This window comes from Polaromonas sp. P1_H6 (assembly GCF_056405195.1).
This window is the reverse complement of sequence record NZ_JBFUCN010000028.1, coordinates 11,642-30,596: the sequence shown is the minus strand read 5'-3', so window position 1 is coordinate 30,596 and position 18,955 is coordinate 11,642. Positions and strand designations below refer to the sequence as shown.

General features: G+C 66.7%; 13 protein-coding genes. 5 read left to right on the top strand and 8 right to left on the bottom strand.

The genetic code is table 11. The features are described from left to right. Window positions 1-329 precede the first annotated feature (329 nt). Window positions 330-794 (bottom strand): hypothetical protein, encoded by a 465-nt coding sequence (locus tag AC1D1F_RS20605; RefSeq protein WP_477676114.1) that lies wholly within the window; start codon window positions 792-794, stop codon window positions 330-332. A gap of 204 nt (window positions 795-998) precedes the next feature. On the opposite strand from AC1D1F_RS20605, the gene AC1D1F_RS20600 reads away from it, so the two are divergent. Beyond that, the gene (locus AC1D1F_RS20600) at window positions 999-1,859 is read left to right on the top strand and encodes a YhjD/YihY/BrkB family envelope integrity protein (protein WP_477676113.1); all 861 of its coding nucleotides are present in this window, start codon (window positions 999-1,001) and stop codon (window positions 1,857-1,859) included. A gap of 159 nt (window positions 1,860-2,018) precedes the next feature. Here the strand turns inward: AC1D1F_RS20600 and AC1D1F_RS20595 are convergent, their stop codons facing one another. The 5 genes from AC1D1F_RS20595 to AC1D1F_RS20575 form a co-directional block, all read right to left on the bottom strand. Next, window positions 2,019-2,630 carry a hypothetical protein gene (locus tag AC1D1F_RS20595; RefSeq protein WP_477696258.1) on the bottom strand — a complete coding sequence of 204 codons (612 nt, stop codon included), beginning with the start codon at window positions 2,628-2,630 and terminating at the stop codon, window positions 2,019-2,021. Between the two features lie 25 nt (window positions 2,631-2,655). Next, complete coding sequence (locus AC1D1F_RS20590) at window positions 2,656-3,444, bottom strand: DUF899 domain-containing protein (RefSeq protein ID WP_477696259.1); 789 nt, start codon at window positions 3,442-3,444, stop codon at window positions 2,656-2,658. A gap of 63 nt (window positions 3,445-3,507) precedes the next feature. Next, window positions 3,508-4,119 carry a glutathione transferase GstA gene (gstA, locus tag AC1D1F_RS20585; RefSeq protein WP_477676110.1) on the bottom strand — a complete coding sequence of 204 codons (612 nt, stop codon included), beginning with the start codon at window positions 4,117-4,119 and terminating at the stop codon, window positions 3,508-3,510. Between the two features lie 177 nt (window positions 4,120-4,296). Continuing rightward, window positions 4,297-4,965, bottom strand: a complete 669-nt coding sequence (locus AC1D1F_RS20580) for a Vgb family protein (protein WP_477676109.1) — start codon at window positions 4,963-4,965, stop codon at window positions 4,297-4,299. Between the two features lie 44 nt (window positions 4,966-5,009). Further along, window positions 5,010-6,230, bottom strand: a complete 1,221-nt coding sequence (locus tag AC1D1F_RS20575; RefSeq protein WP_477676108.1) for a helix-turn-helix domain-containing protein — start codon at window positions 6,228-6,230, stop codon at window positions 5,010-5,012. A gap of 136 nt (window positions 6,231-6,366) precedes the next feature. Between AC1D1F_RS20575 and AC1D1F_RS20570 the strand changes: the two genes are divergently transcribed. After that, window positions 6,367-7,971, top strand: coding sequence for a methyl-accepting chemotaxis protein (locus AC1D1F_RS20570; protein ID WP_477676107.1), 1,605 nt, complete (start codon window positions 6,367-6,369; stop codon window positions 7,969-7,971). A 138-nt stretch (window positions 7,972-8,109) separates the two neighbouring features. Here the strand turns inward: AC1D1F_RS20570 and AC1D1F_RS20565 are convergent, their stop codons facing one another. Then, window positions 8,110-8,826 (bottom strand): hypothetical protein, encoded by a 717-nt coding sequence (locus tag AC1D1F_RS20565; RefSeq protein ID WP_477676106.1) that lies wholly within the window; start codon window positions 8,824-8,826, stop codon window positions 8,110-8,112. A gap of 48 nt (window positions 8,827-8,874) precedes the next feature. Next, on the bottom strand, window positions 8,875-9,708 hold the full coding sequence (locus AC1D1F_RS20560) for a hypothetical protein (protein WP_477696260.1): 834 nt from the start codon (window positions 9,706-9,708) through the stop codon (window positions 8,875-8,877). Window positions 9,709-9,920: 212 nt separating this feature from the next. On the opposite strand from AC1D1F_RS20560, the gene AC1D1F_RS20555 reads away from it, so the two are divergent. The 3 genes from AC1D1F_RS20555 to AC1D1F_RS20545 are packed head-to-tail and all read left to right on the top strand — an operon-like array spanning window position 9,921 to window position 18,921. Next, window positions 9,921-15,878: an alpha-2-macroglobulin family protein gene (locus AC1D1F_RS20555; protein ID WP_477696261.1), complete on the top strand. Its 5,958-nt coding sequence runs from the start codon at window positions 9,921-9,923 to the stop codon at window positions 15,876-15,878. After that, window positions 15,875-16,573: a hypothetical protein gene (locus AC1D1F_RS20550; RefSeq protein ID WP_477676104.1), complete on the top strand. Its 699-nt coding sequence runs from the start codon at window positions 15,875-15,877 to the stop codon at window positions 16,571-16,573. The genes AC1D1F_RS20555 and AC1D1F_RS20550 overlap by 4 nt, the downstream gene beginning before the upstream one ends. After that, entirely contained in the window at window positions 16,570-18,921 is a 2,352-nt protein-coding gene (locus AC1D1F_RS20545) for a transglycosylase domain-containing protein (RefSeq protein ID WP_477676103.1), read from the top strand. Before AC1D1F_RS20550 ends, AC1D1F_RS20545 begins: the two co-directional genes overlap by 4 nt. Window positions 18,922-18,955: the final 34 nt, after the last annotated feature.

Sequence of the window (18,955 nt, the reverse complement as noted above, 5' to 3'; positions counted from 1 at the left end):
GTTCCACTGGAGCGGCGGAACGTCTTGGAGTTTGGCTTGGCCGGACAGTTATGCAACAAGCTTCTCCTCCTCACGCACCGGCTCCCCTTCACCGGCCACCGGATCACGGTAGTGGTACCAGGCTTCATGGGGCGAGTAGACGCCGCACGCCAAGCACGCGGTGCTCGGCCACTTGACCCCGCAACCGGGACAGACAGCCCTGGTCCAGAACGTGTTCCAGACGGTACCGCAAGAGGGTACACAAAACCACCGGTCTTCGGCGCGGGGGCGCCATTCGCACTTGGGGCAGTAGATTTCGACTTTTTCCATTTTTCTTCTCTTATTTCAAGCTAGGTGCGGGCTTCAAACGCCTCGACCAATGCATAGAGATTCCTCAACTGCTCAGGCAACTCGGGCTCACCCTCAAGAACAGCTATCCTGTGCTTCACCAGGTAGAACTCGGCCTCGGTCTTTATTTTTCCTCGCGTCATGACTTTCTCCAGGCGCGCCGTCTCGAGTTGCAGGAATTCGGGGTACTCTGCCATCATCGCGTCGTGCAGCGCTTTTGAAACCGCCCCGCGCCACTGAATATCAACCTCGACGATAAGGCCGGGCATTTCCCTCAAACCCTGCTCCAAACCGGTGACGATCTGCGAGCTTGTCTGCTTGGGGTCGCGTGAACGAACCTCGGCAACAAAGGCTGGAACCCCGGCAGCGACCTGACACAGCTCCCAAGCCTTTTCATCCGGAATGCCGACAATTGTTTGCGCGAATCGCGCATATGCCGCAAAGAGTTTTTCTGATTTTGTTGCCAAGTTAGTTCCTTGCACTAAAGCCTATTGTTGGAAGTCATAGGCACCCGTCGGGACGTTCTTTAAACCCGCTTGTAGGGAAGCTGCATTTTCATCCAACACCACGCCCAACCCACTTTGTCGCGCAGACGCCGCGTTTACCCCTCAAATCCCCGTATTTCCCAAAGCCCCGCCGTAAAACCGCATTCGCCTCGCTATATTCCCTGCATGGCAACGACGACAACCTCCAGCAGCAGCCGAAACCAGGGCAGCCTGCCCAGCCGCCTGCTGCGGCGCGCTCGCGAAGAGCGACTTCCGCAGTCGGCGGGTGGGCTGACTTTCACGATGGTGATGTCCATGGTGCCGCTGCTGGCGCTGAGTTTTGCGCTGTTCGCGCGCATCCCCGCCCTGCATGCGGCCGGGGACGCGATCCGGGAGCACCTGCTGCGCGGCCTGCTGCCGGACGGCATCGCGCGGACGGTGCTCAAACACCTCGCGCAGTTCGCGGGTAATGCCGGCGGGCTGACGCAGGTCGGCTTTGCATTGCTGCTGGTGTCGGCGCTGGCGCTGCTTATGAGTGTGGAGGGCACGCTGAACCGGATATGGCAGGTCAAAAAACCACGGCCGCTGCTGCGCCGGCTGGGCCTGTACATCGGCATGCTGCTGACCGGCCCGGTGCTGATAGGCGCCAGCCTGTGGGCCGCGTCCTATCTGGCAGCGGCCTCCAGCGGCTTGCCGGTGGCGCGGCCCGGCTGGCTGCCACACGCGCTGAACATCGGGCCCATGGCCTTGAGCGCCGCCGGCTTTGCCTGCCTGTTCCGTTTTGTGCCGCACACCGTGGTGCGCTGGCGCGATGCGATCGCGGGCGGCCTGCTGGCCGGCGTCGCGTTTGAACTGGGCAAACAGGGCTTTGCGATCTACCTGGCCAACGTGCCGACCTACCGCACGATTTACGGGGCCTTCGCGCCACTGCTGGCCTTCCTGCTGTGGGTCTACTACTCGTGGCTGGTCACGCTGGCCGCGGCACTGGTAAGCGCCAGCCTGCCGCGCGGCGGGTCGCAGCCTTCGCGGCGGCTTTCGCGCGCCTGAGTTTTGCGCGTAGGTTTCACACCACAGCGGGCTTTTTCAGCTGCGCCCAGGCTTTACCATCAGGGCATGAAAACAACTTATATCTTCGGCGCCATCCTGGCCTGCAGCGTGATCGGAACATTGGTCGGGGCCCGCGGGGCCAAGACCGGATTTCTGGTGTTAACCGCCCTGCTTTCCCTCTACGGCTTGTTTCGGCTGCTCGGTTAGGCATCCGCGGCCGCCCAGCCAGCGCTGGCCTGCATCAAAACCGCGGCAAACCCCGCTCGCGACCAGGCCGGTGACGGCCAGCATGGCCGCGGTGTGAACACCAACCGCCGCGAGCGCGAGCGCCAGCGGCCCCGCGCCCTCCATCCCCGCCAGCGAGGCTTCTCCCGCGCACAGCGGAACCAGCGCCGGCACCAGCATCAGGCCCGCGCCATGCGCGCTGGCCATCATGAAAGACCCGAGTGCCAGCCCAGCCTTGCCGGCGGGTGCGCGTGCCGCCCCGGGGGTGCGGCGCGACAGGTGAAGCGCGGCGCAGGCGGCCAGCAGGCCGCCCGCGAGCACTTGCAGCGCGAAGCGGTCCATGGCCAGCCCCCACACCACCGCAGCGGCCACCAGCGCGACCGAAGCGGTGTGCCCGGCCGCGATCGGCAGCAGGGCCCGCAGCGCCTGCGCGCGGTCGCGCGAGCGCAGGCCCCAGGCGGCGGCCCAGGCCCAGCCATTGGCGGGGTTCAGCCCGTGAAGGGCGCCGACGCCCGCCACCGCCAGCCAGGGCCAAAGGTTTGACATGATGCTTGCGCCTGCCTGGGGCCGCTCAGGCTTTGTCGCTGCAGCATGCATGGGCCTCAGGCGCGGGGGTGAAGACGGCCTGGGTCTCGTAGCGGTCATGGTGGCGCATCCACTCCATCTTGTAGAAGGTGTCGCGCTCGTCGCGGCCCTTGGGGGCGAGGTCCAGCATGGGGTAGGTGCCGATCATGACTTCCACACCGCGCCCATAGGTCGAGTAGGTGTGAAAAATCCGGCCTTCGCTGTCCTTGTAAAACAGGCTGATGCCGGGCGCTTCTTCGGCCGGGAATTCCACCATGCCGTAGTTGTAGTTGACGGTGCCGTTGACACGATCCTCCGGTTTGAAGCTCACGTGGAAGTCGTAGTTGAAGTCGCTGCCGTTGGACGACACCCATTTGAACTTCCAGCCCATGCGACTGTGAAAGCGCGCTATCTCGGGCAGCGTCGCGCGCGACACCGCCACGAAGCTGATGTCGCGGTGCTCCAGGTGGATCTTCATGCCGTCGGTATGGTCGGCCATGAAGGAGCAGCTCGGGCAGCCCTGCTCCCAGCCGGGGCCGAACATGAAGTGCTGCACCATCAACTGGCGCCGGCCTTCAAACAAATCGGCCAGCGAGCGTTTGCCTTCGGGCGTGTCGAAGACATAGTTTTTCTCGACATGGACCCAGGGCAAGGCGCGGCGCTCGCTGGCGATGCGGTCGCGCAGGCGTGTGAGTTCCTTCTCCTGCGCCAGCAGCGTCTTGCGCTCGGCCAGCCAGGTGTCCCTGGAGACGACGGCGTGGTTCAGGGTGGGTGTTTCGGTGGTGGGGCTGTTCATGCTGTTCTCCTGGATAGGTGGGTTGAATGAGTGGGTTGGGATGGGTGGCGGGAAGGTTTGCGCTCAGGCGCTGGCGACTTGTTCACGCTGCATGGCCGCCTGCACGGCGGGCCGGCCGGCAATGCGCGCCTGGAAGGCCAGCAGATGGGGAAAGGCCGACAGGTCCAGCTTGACGAATTCCGCCCAGCGCGTGACCACAAACAGGTAGGCGTCGGCCACCGTGAAACGCTCACCCAGCAGGAAGGGCGCGCGGCCCAGCGCGGCGTCCAGCAGCCCGTAGTGTTTGTGCAGATGGGCCATGCGCGCGCCGCGCACTTCATCACTGCAAGCCGGGTTGAACAGCGGCATGTACGCCTGATGCAGTTCTGAGTTGATGTAGCCCAGCATTTCCTGCAGGCGGTAGCGCGCCATGCTGCCGCTGGCGGGCGCCAGCTGCGCATCGGGTTTCAGGTCGGCCAGGTATTGCACGACGGCCGGGCCTTCGGTCAGCACGCTGCCGTCGTCCAGCCGGAGGGCGGGCACCAGGCCCTTGGGGTTGATGGCGAGATAGTCTTCACCGTGCTCGGTGCGCTTGGCGACCACGTCAACCTTCACGAGTTCAAAGGGCAGGCCGAGCTCGGTGGCCACGATGTGCGGCGACAGCGAGCAGGCGGAGGGGGAGTAGTACAGCTTCATGGTTTTTTCTCCTTGGCTGGGTAAGCCGTTTTCAGGGTTGGTTTGCGTTGCGTCGGTCAAAGCGCTGCCCGACCCGTGCTGGAAACAGGTGCGCTCGGTATCGGTCCAGGGACCGAAGGGGGTTGCCAGCGCGGCGGCCTATGCCTTGCGCGCTGTGTTCACTGCGGCCTAGGCGGGCTATGCTCTCTTGGGCCGCCGCACGGCGCGGACTTTTCCGCTCTTGCCGCCGCCCGCGTAAAACAGGTCGGCGCCGTCGGACTCCAGCCCGCTGACGCCCGCGCCTGGCGGCATCTGGAGCCGCTCCATCACGGCGCCGCTCTGGGGGTCGATGCGGCGGATCTCGCTCTCGTCGCCCTCCCAGGTGCCGTGCCAGAGTTCGCCGTCCACCCAGGTTACGCCGGTGACAAAGCGGTTCGATTCAATCGTGCGCTGGATGGCGCCCGTTTTCGGGTCGACCTGGTGGATACGGCGGTCGCGGTACTGGCCGACCCACAGGCTGCCTTCGGCCCAGGTCAGGCCCGAGTCGCTGCCGCTGCCGGGCGCCGGGATGGTCGCCACCACCTTGCCGGTGGCCGGGTCTATCTTGTCGATGCGCGACTCGGCGATCTGGTAGAGGTGTTTGCCGTCGAAGGCGGTGCCGGCGTCGCCCGCGCAGTCCAGCGTGCGCGTCTGCTCGCCGCTGGCGGGGTCGAAGGCGATCAGTTTCGCGCCCGCGGCAGCCCAGACACGCTGGCCGTCATGGGTGACGCCGGCGATGTCATCCACGCCGGGGAAGCCGTATTCGCGCACGATCTCGGCGGGGCGGGCCTTGGGCTCGGGGGTTTGCTTGAGGGTCTTGCCTGTCATCGCTGCTCCTTGTCGCGCCGTGAATCAGCGCCATGGAAGTAACTCTATCCAATCGGCAGCGAAGCGGGGAGTAACAAGATCGTCGTGAATCCGGCCAGCGGCGGTGCCAGCCAGCGCTGCGCCCGCGCCCGGCCCAGGGAGCGCACCCGACCCTCCTCCTCCAGCTCGGCCAGTGCGCGCTGCACCGTGCGCTGGCTGTCCCCCAGCGCCAGCGCCAGCGCCGAGGTGGACCAGGCCGCGCCGTCGGACAGCAGCGCCAGCAGCGAAGCCTGGTCACCGTCCAGCGGTGGCGCCAGCACGACGACGTCGCGCCCGCCCAGCGGCTTCACGATAAAACCCCGACCGGTCGCCTCAATGGCCGCGAGCGGCTTGACGATCGCGCGCAGCCGGCCTATCTCGACCCGGAGGCGCGCCCTGTGGGTTTCATCCGGGTGCCGGGTGCGGAACACGCGCGCGATCAAGGCCTCGCGCTCGGCATCGCCGGGCCAGGCCTCGGCCAGCGCGCGGGCCAGCGCGAACAGCACGGGCCGGCGCGCCAGCGGCCGCCATTGCTCGCCGGCGCCCAGCCCGTGCCGGCAGGCATCGACCACCAGCGCGTCCGAGGCCAGCAGCGCCGACACCTCGTCAAGCCGCAGCGCCTGCTCGCCGCCCAACGTGAGCCGCCGCGCCGCGGGCCTGTCGAGCGCGGCCCGCGCCTCCGCCACCTCGGCCTGCAGGGCAGGCACCTGCGCACGTTCGGCCGCCGCCTGCGCGCGTGCCAGCGCCATGCGCGCCTCGCCGACGTGGAGTGAACGCAAGGACAGCTCGGCCGCGGTCAGCTCGGCTACCGCCCTCAGCGAAGGCCGCAGGCCGCGCGCGTCCAGCTTCGCCAGCGCGGCCCTGGCCTCGTCGAGCCGGCCCAGCAGCAAATACCGCCGCGCCGTGATCAGCCAGGCCTGCAGCGCATTGGCATGGTCGGCATGCGCCTCCAGCGTGGCCGAGGCCGCCGCCAGCGCGCGCGGCGAGCCGGCAAAGTCACGCATGGCCAGCGCCACCTCGGCCTCGGCCACCACGCAACGCGCGCGCGAAAGTTCTTCGTGTGCACCGAAACCCCGGGCCGCGCGCCGCAGCAGTTCACGCGCACGCGGGTGCTCACCCAGCTGGGCCATGGCAATGCCGCGCAAGGCCAGCGCCGGCGGGTCGTCGCGCAGGGCCACCCGCTTGAGGGCGCCCAGCGCGTCACCCGCGGCCAGCGCGCGCGAGGAAGCGCTGATCAGGGAATCCATGGGCGTAGCCTACACCGCCCGCCGGTCGCGTTGATCTGGATCAAGGGCCGCACGCCCCGCCCTCCGTAAACTTTTCGCATCGGACAGCGCCCCGAGGTGGAGCGCGCCGCCATGCCCCCAAAAAAAGGAAAAACCCGTGCGCAGCAATCTCCCGGTGACCGATGTCGAATACGCCATGCAGGACGGCAAGCCCATCGTCTCCAAGACCGACCTGAAAGGCAGGATCACCTACGTCAATCCCTACTTCGTCGAGGTCAGCGGCTACGCCGAGGAGGAGTTGCTGGGCGCGCCGCACAACCTGGTGCGCCACCCGGACATGCCGCCCGAAGCCTTCGCCGACCTGTGGGACACGCTCAAGGACGGCATCCCGTGGACCGGCATGGTCAAGAACCGGCGCAAGAACGGCGACCACTACTGGGTCAACGCCAACGTCACGCCGGTCATGGAGAACGGCCGGGCCACCGGCTATATGTCAGTGCGCAACAAGCCCAGCCGGGCGCAGGTCGAGGCGGCGGACCAGCTCTACCGCCGCATCATGGCCGGGCAGGCGGACGGCATCGCCCTGCGGCAAGGCCGGGCGATGCGCACCGGCCTGGCCGGCGCCTTTGCCGCGCTGAAAAATGTATCGATACGCGCGCGCATGGGCACCGCGCTGCTGGCGATGGTTGCGCTGTATACCGGCATGGGCTGGGCCGGCATCACGGCATCGGACGGCGCCGCGGCCGGCTGGTTTGCCGGCGCCGCCGCCCTGGGCGTGGCCGGCGCGCTGTGGACGGCTTATTCGCTGCACACCGGCATCGTGCTGCCGCTGCGCGCCGCCACCCGGGCCGCGCGTACCATCGCCGGCGGCGACCTGTCGGGCAAGCTGGAAACGCAGCGCGGCGACGACGTGGGCCAGTTGCTGCGCGCCCTGCAGCAGATGAACGTGAACCTGGTCGCCATCATCGGCGACGTGCGCGCCAACGTGGCGTCCATGGGTATCGCAACCAGCGAGATCGCCGCGGGCAACATGGATTTGTCGAGCCGCACCGAAACCCATGCCTCGAGCCTGGAGGAAACCGCCGCCAGCATGGAGCAGTTCTCCGCGACGGTGAAACAGAATGCCGACAGCGCGCTGGAAGCCAACCGGCTGGTGGTGTCGGCTTCCGAGGTGGCGGCCAGGGGCGGCGATGCGGTCGCCCGTGTGGGCGCAACCATGGACGACATCCACGATTCGGCGAACCGGATCGCGGGCATCATCGGCGTGATCGACGGCATCGCCTTCCAGACCAACCTCCTGGCATTGAACGCGGCGGTGGAAGCCGCGCGCGCCGGGGAACAGGGCAAGGGCTTCGCGGTGGTCGCCTCGGAAGTGCGCAGCCTCGCGCAGCGTTCGGCCGGCGCGGCCAGGGAAATCAAGTCACTGATAGGCGATTCGGTCAAAAAGGTGGAACTGGGCAACTGCCTGGTCAGCGAGGCGCGCCAGACCATGACGGAAATCATGCAGTCGGTGCAGGGCGTGACCACCATCATGGGCGAAATCACCGCCGCCAGCCGCGAGCAGAGCAGCGGCATAGACCAGGTCAACCAGGCGGTCTCGCACATGGACAAGGCCACGCAGCAGAACGCGGCCCTGGTGGAGCAGGCCGCCGCGGCCGCGGCCAGCCTGGACGAGCAGTCAGTGCAGCTGTCGCGCGCGGTCTCGGTGTTCCAGCTGAGCCGGGACGCCGCGCGCACCGCCAGGCCGGCCCTGGCCGCGTGAGGCCCCGGCAGCCCTGTTTTTAATCTGCGCAAATCTGTGTCATCTGCGGATGATTTCTTTCTCCACAGATTTCGCAGATTTACGCAGATAAAGAAACCATGATGTGAGGTCCTGTGTTCAGCAGGACGTTCACAGAACCTAGCTGCAACTGCTCCCCGCCTGGGACTTGCTGCCATCCACGAGCACCACGCCTTTGTCCAGGAGGGGTTTGACCTTTGCCATGAAGAGCGCCAAATCTTGTGGCGTGTCGCTCCCCGGCATCGACACCTCGATAAGCCGGCCCTGGGGAAGCTGCCACTCCTCCACCTTGAACACGCCGACGGTGACGCGCTTCATGCGATTCTTGCATCCCATCGATGTCGCACGCATGGCCTCAGGGAAATCGAGTACCTTCTTCTTCGTTTCACGCTCACAGGACACCGAATAGGCCCGGCCGGGTTGAAGCGTCTGGAGCACTGATATGTCGGTCTCCACCTTGACGTTCGTATCCTTGCCCAGCGCGCAGGCAGCCTTCGTGTCAAAGCCGCTGTCAAAGGCTTGCGGACTGCGGTATTTCAGCGTCAGTTCGACCTTGCCGTCGGACCGGGTCCGCCGCCTGCCGATCGCCGGCGGGTTTGCGGGCACCGGAGGTGCAAGCACCGTGAAGTACTCGACCTCATACTCCGTGACTTTGCGGCTGCCCTCCAGGCCCATCAGCGTCACCGCCTCATCCGCGGAAGCCGGCCCGCCGCTGCTCCAGCGCAACGCGAATTCCGCGCCGCCGGCCCAGGAGAGCACAGGCACCAGCAAGCACACCATGCAAGCGCCGCGCACAAAGGGTAAACAGGCGCCGGCAAAAGTTCGATATTTTTTCATCACTCACTCCATAGGTTGGAGACAATCCAAACACAGCGCTCGCGGCCCCTAGCCGCGCGGCTCGACACGGATTCCCGGTGCGTAGCAGACGCCCAGCACACCGGCTACCAGCTCGGACGACGCCTTCTGGAGGTGGTTGATGGCAATGTCCGCTGTGACGTACGCCTGCAAATTGCCCAGCGCTTGGCCTGCGCTTGCCCAGATCGGAGCGAAATCCTCCGTGAGCTTCTGCAGCCGGACACGCTGCTGCGCATTGCTGACCGCGGCTATCTTGAGCTCGGCGTTTCCAACTGTCAGCGCACTCGTCAATGTCCTGATGTCATTGAGGTTGCGCCCGAAATCGAAAACGGCCTCCTGGGACATTTCTGCGGCGGCAACCTTTCCGGCATTCCTGGCGAGGCTGTCGAGCAGTATTGGCAATTGCTGCGCTGCCGCGACGCGCGCAGTCGACTGGCGGCCCTTGCGTTCATTCGCCGCCACCTCCTGGGCCTGGCTGACCAGGACCAGTGACTCGCGAATCACATCGTGCAGGCCGTTCTGCACCGTCGGCAGGACATGGGGCTTCTCAAGAAGAATTTTCGCCGAATACCCCATACCGCCCACGAGAGGCGCAAGACGGTCGAGAGACGGCGGGAGATTGCCACCCATCAGTGTTCGCAGCGCGTCCATGTGCTGCTGGAGTTTCGGAAAGGCTTCAGCGTCGCCGGCCCGCGCGGATGCGAGCACCGGCCGCATTCCGCTGGCCTGGTCAAACACCTGGCAGGCAAGCTGTGCCTCAGGGCTCGTCTGCCTGATCTGGCCGTGAGCCGGTGCGGCGAGAAATGCGCATGCCGCCATCCCGGCGGCCACCCAGCGCCCTGCAATTTGTGAACGTGTCCGCATCGAGGCCTCCCCTGTTGTCCCTGTCGTATTTGTGGCCACTATAGCCGCGACCAAAACAATCCCCTGCGCTGGCGTGCTTTCCAGGGCCGGCGCGCCGGCCGGCACCCAAGCCCCGGCTTGGGGGCATTTTTCCCGGTCGCCGCTGCATTTTGTTACATACAAATCAGCTACGCTCTGGCTTCCCGAAGGAGAAGGAAACCGTGAGCCAAACAATGAAAAAAGCCGCCCTGGCACTGATCGCGGCGGTATCGCTGCATGCCCATGCCCTGCAAATCATCAGCCTTTCGCCCCAGGGCGAGATCGCGCGGGTGCGGCAGGTGGTCGCCAAGTTTGATGAGGGGGCCGTCAATTTCGGCGACCCGAAAGCGCCCGCACCGCTGTCGCTGAGTTGCAGCGACGCGCAGGCCACCAAGGGCTCGGGCCGCTGGATCAGCGAGCGCGAATGGGCCTTCGAGTTCGAGAACGACCTGCCGCCGGGCGTGAGCTGCTCGCTGAACGTGGTCGGCACCTTCAAGTCGCCCAAAAGCCAGCCCGTGGCCGGCCCGGCTTCCTACAAATTCAACACCGGCGGCCCGTTTGTGCAGAACCTGCGCCCCGGCACCTATGAGCGCATCGACGAAGAGCAGTATTTCCTGCTGCAGCTCAACGGCCCGGCCACGCTGCAAAGCATCCGCGACAACGTCTGGTGCGCGGCCGAAGGCCTGGGCGAGCGTGTGCCCGTCAAGCTGATCGACGGCAAGGAGCGCGAGGAGCTGCTCAAGTCGCAGGGCCAGGACAAGGCCGCGGCCAGGGAACCGCTGCGCTATGTCACGCTGGCCTGCAACCGCCGCCTGACGCCGGCCACCAAGGTGCAGCTGGTCTACGGCAAGGGCGTGAGCACCCCCAGCGGCGTGCCCAATTCGGTCGAAAAACGCTACAACTTCCAGGTGCGCGAGCCCTTCTCGGCTTCCTTCACCTGCGAGCGCGAGAACGCCCAGTCGGCCTGCCTGCCGATGCGGCCCATGACCTTGAACTTCAACGCCCCGGTGCCGCGCAAGCTGGCCGAAGGCATCCGCCTCAAGGGCGACAAGGACACGCTGAAGCCCTCTTTCGAGGACGGCAACAGCGACGGCGACAACGTGGTCACCAACCTGACCTTCAAGCCCATCTTTCCGGAACAGGCCCAGTTCTCGCTGGAACTGCCCAGCAACTTCAAGGACGCTTCGGGCCGCACGCTGCGCAATGCCGACAGCTTTCCGCTGAAGGTGGCCACGGGCGCGATGCCGCCGCTGGCAAAATTCGCCGCATCTCCCTTCGGCATCGTCGAACGTTTTGCCGAACCCAACACCAAGCCCGGTGACCCGGCCCTGCTGCCGGTGACGCTGCGCAATGTGGAAGCGGCCCTGCAGGTCAAGGGACTGGCGCCGGGCGCCCCGGCCGGCAAGGTCAGCGACCTGCAGCCGCGCACCGACGCCGACATCATTGCCTGGTTCCGCAAGGTGCAGCGCTACGACGAGTACGAAGTGCCGCGCAAAGCGGCCGCCGCCGACGTCAAGGGCCCGCTGCCCAAGGCGCTCGATTCGCAGGGCAAGGACTATGTGCAGTCGCGCATGCTGTCGCTGCTGGGCGGCCAGGCCGGCGTGAAGACGCTGGACCTGCCCAAGCCCGTGGGCGGCGACCCGCGCCCCTTTGAGGTCGTCGGCATCCCGCTGGCGCCCGGTTTCCACGTGGTGGAGATCGCCTCGCAGAAACTCGGCTCCTCGCTGCTGGACGAACGCCACGGCGCAAGCCGGACCATGTATGTGCGCACCTCGGCCCTGGTGACCAACCTGGGCGTGCATTTCAAGCTGGGCCGCGAGAACTCGCTGGCCTGGGTCACCACACTCGACAAGGGCATGCCGGTGGCGGGCGCCACGGTGCGCGTGTCGGGTTGCAACGGCACCGAAGTCGCCAAGGCCGTGACCAACGCGCAGGGCATCGCGAATTTCGCCGGCCTCTCGTCCGACCCGCCGCACTGCGCGGGCAGTGACTCCCGCGACGCCTACTTTGTCAGCGCCCGCAGCACGGTTGCCGGCGTCGAAGACCTGGCCTTTACCTGGAGCGACTGGCACAAGGGCATAGAGCCCTGGCGCTTCAACGTGCCCACCAGCCGCAGCGCCATGCCCGACGAGCGCGCGCACACGATATTCGACCGCACCTTGCTGCGCGCCGGCGAAACGGTGTCGATGAAGCACCTACTGCGCACCGAAACCAGCAAGGGCTTCGGCCTGCCCGAGGCCACGCCGGCCACGCTGGTCGTCACCCATGTGGGCAGCGGCCAGCAATATACCCAGCCCATCAGCTGGCGCAAGACGGCCACCGGCGGCCTGAGCGCCGAGAACACCTTCGCCATCCCGCCGGCCGCCAAGCTCGGCGTCTATGAAGTGCAGCTCAAGGCCCCGAACGACAGCGGCAACGGCCGCGGCAACCGTGCCCGCAGCTTCACCAGCGGTCAGTTCCGTGTCGAGGAATTCCGCCTGCCGGTGCTCGAAGGGCGCATCAACCCGTCCGAGAAAAAAGCCCTCATCAACGTGAAGTCCGTGCCGACCGACGTGCAGATCAACTACGTCTCGGGCGGCGGCGCCGTCAACCTGCCGGTGCGCGTGTCGGCGCTGGTGCGCGCCAAATCGCTGAGCTACAGCGATTACGAAGAATTCAACTTCATGCCGCCGCGCATCAACCGCGACCAGGCCGCCAGGTCGGACGACGAAGAAGCCACCTCCTCGCAGGACCAGCGCGTGATCGCCGACAAGCTGCCGCTGACGCTGGACCGCAACGGCGCGGGCAAGCTCACCATCAACGACATCCCCACGCACCGACAGCCGCAAGAGCTGCTGATGGAAGCCACCTACGCCGACCCCAACGGCGAGGTGCAGACGATACGCAGCGTCTCCACCGTCTGGCCGGCCGCCGTGGTAGCGGGCATCAAGACCGAAGGCTGGGTTTCCTCCAGCCAGAAGATCAAGTTCCAGGCGCTGGCGCTGGACCTGGCGGGCAAGGTCGCCCCGGACGTATCGCTTGAGGTGAGGGCCGTGGCGCGCATCACCACCACCAGCCGCAAGCGCATGGTGGGCGGCTTCTACACCTACGACAACAAGACCGAGACCAAAGACCTCGGCAGCGTCTGCAGCGGCAAGAGCGATTCGCGCGGCCTGCTGCTGTGCGAAACCAAGCTCGGCGAGCCGGGCGAGGTCGAACTGATCGTGACCGCGAAAGACAAGGACGGCAACACCATACAGGCGGCCAGCAATGTCTACGTCACGCGCCAGGGCGAGCTCTGGTTCGGCGGCGAAGACCATGACCGCATGGACGTGCTGCCCGAAAAGAAAAGCTACCAGCCCGGCGAGATGGCCAAGTTCCAGGTGCGCATGCCCTTCCGCTTCGCCACGGCGCTCGTCGCGATCGAGCGCGAAGGCGTCATCGAGACCCAGGTGGTGCAGCTCAACGGCCAGGACCCTACCGTCAACCTGCAGATCAAGGATGGCTGGGGCCCGAATGTGTACGTCAGCGTGCTGGCCCTGCGCGGCCGCCTGCGCGAAGTGCCCTGGTACAGCTTTTTCACCTGGGGCTACAAGGCGCCGCGTGAATGGTGGACCTCCTTCTGGTACGAAGGCCGCGAATACGTGGCGCCCACCGCGCTGGTGGACTTGAGCAAGCCGGCCTTCCGCCTGGGCGTGGCCGAAATCCGCGTGGGCACCAAGGCCCACCAGCTCGATGTGAGCGTGAAGGCCGACAAGGAAAGCTACGCCGTGCGCGGCCAGGCCAAGATCACCATCACGGCCAAGCTGCCCAACGGCCAACCCGCCGCCAACGCCGAAGTGGCGCTGGCCGCGGTGGACCAGGCGCTGCTGGAGCTGATGCCCAACGACAGCTGGGATCTGCTGGGCGCGATGCTGCAGCGCCGCTCCTGGGGCGTGGAGACCTCGACCGCGCAGATGGAAATCATCGGCCGCAGGCACTACGGGCGCAAAGCCGTGGCGGCCGGCGGCGGCGGCGGGCGCAGCAACACGCGCGAACTGCTCGACACCCTGCTGCTGTGGAACCCGAACGTGGTGCTGGACGCCAAGGGCCAGGCCGTGGTGACGGTGCCGCTCAATGACGCGCTGACCACCTTCAAGATCGTCGCGGTGGCCGACGCCGGCACCGGCCTGTTCGGCACCGGCCAGACCTCCATCCGCGCCACGCAAGACCTGCAGATCATCAGCGGCCTGCCGCCGCTGGTGCGCGAGGACGACCAGTTCCGCGCGCAGCTGACCCTGCGCAACACCACCAAGGCGGCGATGAAGGTCGAAGTGAGCCCGCGCGCCACCCTGCTCGACTTGAAACCGCAGACCGTGGACATTCCCGCCGGTGAAGCGCGCGAAGTGGCCTGGATGGTCACCGCGCCCGCGCAGCTGGCGTTCACGCGCGCCGAAGCCATCCTGTGGGAGATCGAGGCGAAAGACACGATCACCGGCGCGCGCGACGGCCTCAAGGCGCGCCAGCGCATCATCCCGGCCGTGCCGCTGACGGTGCAGCAGGCCACGCTGGTACAGGTCGACGGCAGCTTCACGCTGGACGTGAACCCGCCGGCCGACGCCCTGCCCGGCCGCGGCGGCCTGAAGATGTCGCTGCAGCCCAAGCTGGCCGAAGGCATGGACGGCGTGCGTGATTATTTCGCGATGTACCCCTTCATCTGCCTGGAGCAAAAGACCAGCAAGTCGGTAGGCCTGCGCGACGCCAAGCTGTGGCAGACCGTGCTGGCGCAGCTGCCCAGCTACCTCGACAGCGACGGCCTTGCCAACTACTTCCCGCCGCGCGACGGCGAAGCGAGTCGCGGCAGCGATGCGCTGACGGCCTACCTGCTGGCCGCCACGCATGAGGCCTCGGGCATCAACCCGGCCTTCGCCCTGCCCGACGACGCGCGCGCCCCCATGGAGCGCGGCCTGATCGCCTTTGTGGAAGGCCGCATCCAGCGCGAGTTCTGGAGCCCGCGCAAGGACCTGGACGTGCGCAAGCTGGCCGCGCTGGAGGCGCTGTCGCGCTACGGCAAGGCCCAGGGCCGCATGCTGGGCAGCATCACCATCGCGCCCAACCAGTGGCCCACCCACGCGGTGATCGACTGGCTCAACATCCTCAAGCGCGTGGCCGACGTGCCGCAGCGCGAGCAGCGCATCGCCGAAGCCAACCAGGTGCTGCGTTCGCGCCTGTCCTTCCAGGGCACCAAGCTGGTCTTCAGCACCGAGAAGGACGACTACTGGTGGTGGCTGATGACCAACGGCGACGTCAACACCGCGCGCCTGATGCTGGCCGTGATGGACGACCCGGCCTGGAAGGACGACATGGGCCGACTGGCCAACGGCTTTATCGCGCGCCAACAAAAAGGCGCCTGGCACACCACCACGGCCAACCTCTGGGGCGGCCTGGCACTCGACAAGTTCTCGGCCAGGTTTGAAGCCACGCCGGTAGCCGGCGTGACCAAGGCGACGCTGGCAGCCGCCGCGGCCAGCGTGGACTGGGCCAAGGTCGACCGCGTCAAGCCCACCCACGCGGCCGGCGCGCCCAACCAGACCACCTTCTTCGGTGCACCCGCCTCGCCAGGCAACCTGCGCAACAACAGCATGTTCCTGCCCTGGGGCACGGCGCCCAAGGACACGCTGACGGTGACGCACCAGGGGCCAGGCAAGCCCTGGCTCACGCTGCAGTCGATCGCGGCCGTGCAGCTGAAGGCGCCTTTCAACGCCGGCTACCAGATCAAGAAGACCATCACGCCCGTGGAGCAGGCCGTCAAAGGCATCTACACGCGCGGCGACGTGATCCGCATCTCGCTGGAAGTCAACGCCAGCGCCGACATGACCTGGGTGGTGATCAGTGACCCGGTGCCCGGCGGCGCGACCATCCTGGGCGGTGGCCTGGGCCGCGATTCCGAAATCGCGACCGGTGGCGAGAAGAAGACCGGCGCGGGCTGGCCTGCGTTTGAAGAGCGCAGCTTCGAAGCCTTCCGCAGCTACTACGAATACCTGCCCAAGGGCGTGGTAAAGATGGAATACACGGTGCGCCTGAACAATGTCGGCGACTTCGCCTTGCCGCCGAGCCGCGTGGAAGCCATGTATGCGCCCGAGATGTTTGGCGAGGCGCCGAATGCGCGGGTGAAGGTGGAGGCGGCGAAGTGAAGCTTGCCTTCTATGCGGTTCACGCCTTCATGCTGCTGGGCGCCAACCTGGCTTTGGCGCAGTTCAGCACGCCCGCCGAGGGTGAATATGTGATCAGCGACGGGGCGTGGGGAACGCTGCAGGTTCAGCCCCGCGGGAAGTTCAGGATAGAAACCATAGGCGCCAACGGCCACATCTGTGAACTGGATGGCGTGATCACCAACGGCAAATCAAAGCTGGAAAAATCCGCGTGCCAGGTCAGTTTCAAAGCCGACGGCCAGAACGTCAACGTCGCGACCAATGAGTCCGACGCATGCAGGGATTTTTGCGGCATGCGGGCCTGGTTTGAAGGGCTTTACCGCAAGCCTCCGCCGCTTTGCGTGAGCAAGAGCATCCGGGCTTCCCGGAAAAAATTCAAGGAAGAATACGTCGCCAAGAACTACAGTGCCGCCCTGGCCACGATCGAACCGGTTGCCACGCAGTGCAAACAGTTCCTCTTCTGGACCGAATCGGGATGGATATTGAACGACCTCGCCCTGACGCAGTTCAAACTGGGTGACCGCGCCGGCTGCATCCGGACCTTGCAGGGTCTGGCCCCGGATGCCGCGCTGTCCGATGAGGAAATCAAAGGAAACTACCCGCCGACCGATGCCGACATGTACCTGCCGGTGGTGCGGGCCACCCGGACCAACCTGAAACTTTGCACCAAGCGATGAATCGCAAGCCGACGCGTGTCTTCGCCAGCCTGGCACTGATCTTGTTTCTAACAGGTGGCGTGAGTTCGGCCGCCCATGCCGTCGCCACCTTTGACGAAGTCAAGCGCGACTTTAAGCCCTCCGACACCGTCGTGCTGGACCGCAACGGCGAAGTCCTCCAGCGCCTGCGCACCGACAGCGCCGTGCGGCGCGGCCAGTGGGTGGCGCTGCCCGATGTGTCGCCGGCCCTGCGCACGGCGCTGGTGCTCAGCGAGGACAAGCGTTTTTACGAGCACAGCGGTGTCGACTGGCGCGCGGTCTCCAGCGCGGCCTGGGGCAATTTGTGGAACACCAAGACGCGCGGCGCCTCCACCATCAGCATGCAGCTGGCCGGGCTGATGGACGAAGACTGGCGTGCCGGCGCGGGCGGGCGCAGCCTCACACAGAAAGTCGGGCAGACGGTGTCGGCCCGGATCCTGGAGGCGCGCTGGCGCAAGGACCAGATCCTGGAGGCCTACCTGAACCTCGTGCCTTTTCGCGGCGAGATGGTGGGCATAGACGCGCTGAGCCGCACGCTGTTCGGCAAAGCCGCGCACGGGCTGGATGAGCGTGAGGCGGCGATCGCGGCCGCGTTGGTGCGCGCGCCCAATGCCAAGGCCGTGCAGGTCTCGCAGCGGGCTTGCGGCGTCTTGAAGATCATGCAGGCGCCGGCGAAAGTGGATTGCGAGGGGCTGGATCTGTTTGCCGCGGCCGCGTTGCAGCGAAAAGCCTTTGATGCGAGTGAAGGGGTGGCGCCGCACCTGGCGCGCAGGCTGCTGGCGCTTCGCGCGGCCTCAGCCCAAACCGCTCCCAAAGGGACGGGAGGCAACAGCCTTGAACGCGGCGAATCCGCCTTGCTCCCACTCCCCCCGGCAGAGGGCGGGGTTGAGGGCGCCCCGAATTCCAGGAGCCAGACTGTCCGCTCCACCCTGCGCGCCCCGCTGCAACGCTTTGCCGTGCAAACCCTGACCCAGCAGCTGCGCGAACTGCGCGGCCGCCACGTCGAGGACGGTGCCATCGTGGTGCTGGACAACGCCACCGGCGAGGTGCTGGCCTGGGTCGGTTCCTCAGGTGAACTGAGCGACGCGGCCGAGGTCGACGGCGTGACGGCCTTGCGCCAGCCGGGCTCCACGCTCAAGCCATTTTTGTACGCGCAGGCGATGGCCGAGCGGCGCATCACCGCGGCCTCGCTGCTGGAGGACTCGTCCTCGCAGATCCAGACGGCCGGCGGCCTCTACATCCCGCAGAACTACGACCGGCAGTTCAAGGGCCTGGTGTCGGCGCGCACCGCGCTGGGCGCCTCGCTCAACGTGCCGGCCGTGCGCACCCTGGTCATGGTCTCGCCAGACGCCTTCCAGAAGCAGCTCAAGGCCGTAGGCCTGCCGCTCAAGGAATCGGGCGACTACTACGGCTACAGCCTGGCGCTGGGCAGCAGCGAGGTCTCGCTGCTGGCATTGACCAACGCCTACCGCACGCTGGCCAACGGCGGGCGCTACAGCGCGCCCTCGCTCGCGAAGAACCCCAAGCCGGTGTTCAGGCCGGCACTGGACCCACGCGCCGCCTTTATCGCGACCGACATCATCGCCGACCCGCTGGCGCGCGCGCGCACCTTCGGCACCGACAGCATCCTGGCCACGCGCTTCTGGACGGCCGTCAAAACCGGCACCAGCAAGGACATGCGTGACAACTGGGCCATGGGTTTCTCGCAGCGCTACACCGTGGGCGTGTGGGTGGGCAACGCCAGCGGCGCGCCCATGTGGGACGTGAGCGGCACCAGCGGCGCGGCGCCCATCTGGGCGGCGCTCATGAATTACCTGCATAAAACCGAGCGCAGCCGCGCGCCGGCACCGCCCGCCGGCCTGGTGCAAAGCCGCACGCAGTTCAGCCCCCAGGGCGGCACGCCGCTGGAGGCGGCGCGCAGCGAGTGGTTTATCCAGGGCACCGAGCAAGCGGTGTTCGCCTCGAATTCGGCGGCCGGCGATGCCCGCCCCAGCAAAGCCTCAAGGTCCGCCAAAAAAGCCGCGACCGAGCCCGACGCCCCGCCGCGCATCACCGCGCCGGCCTCGGGCACCATCATCGCGCTGGACCCGGACATCCCGCCCAAACACCAGCGCATCAGCTTCAGCGCCGAAGGCCGCGGCACACGCTGGCTGATGGACGGCAAGGAGTTCGCGCGCGGGCCGCAGGCCCAGTGGCTGCCCTGGCCGGGCCGGCATGTGGTGCAACTGGTCGATGCCGGCGGCAAGGTCGCCGACGAGATCAAGTTCGAAGTGCGCGGCGCTGGTGTGCGCGAAGCCAGCGCGCGCGGCGGCACAGCTGCGGCACGCTGACCTTCACCCCCTATCCGGCACCATCGACATCATC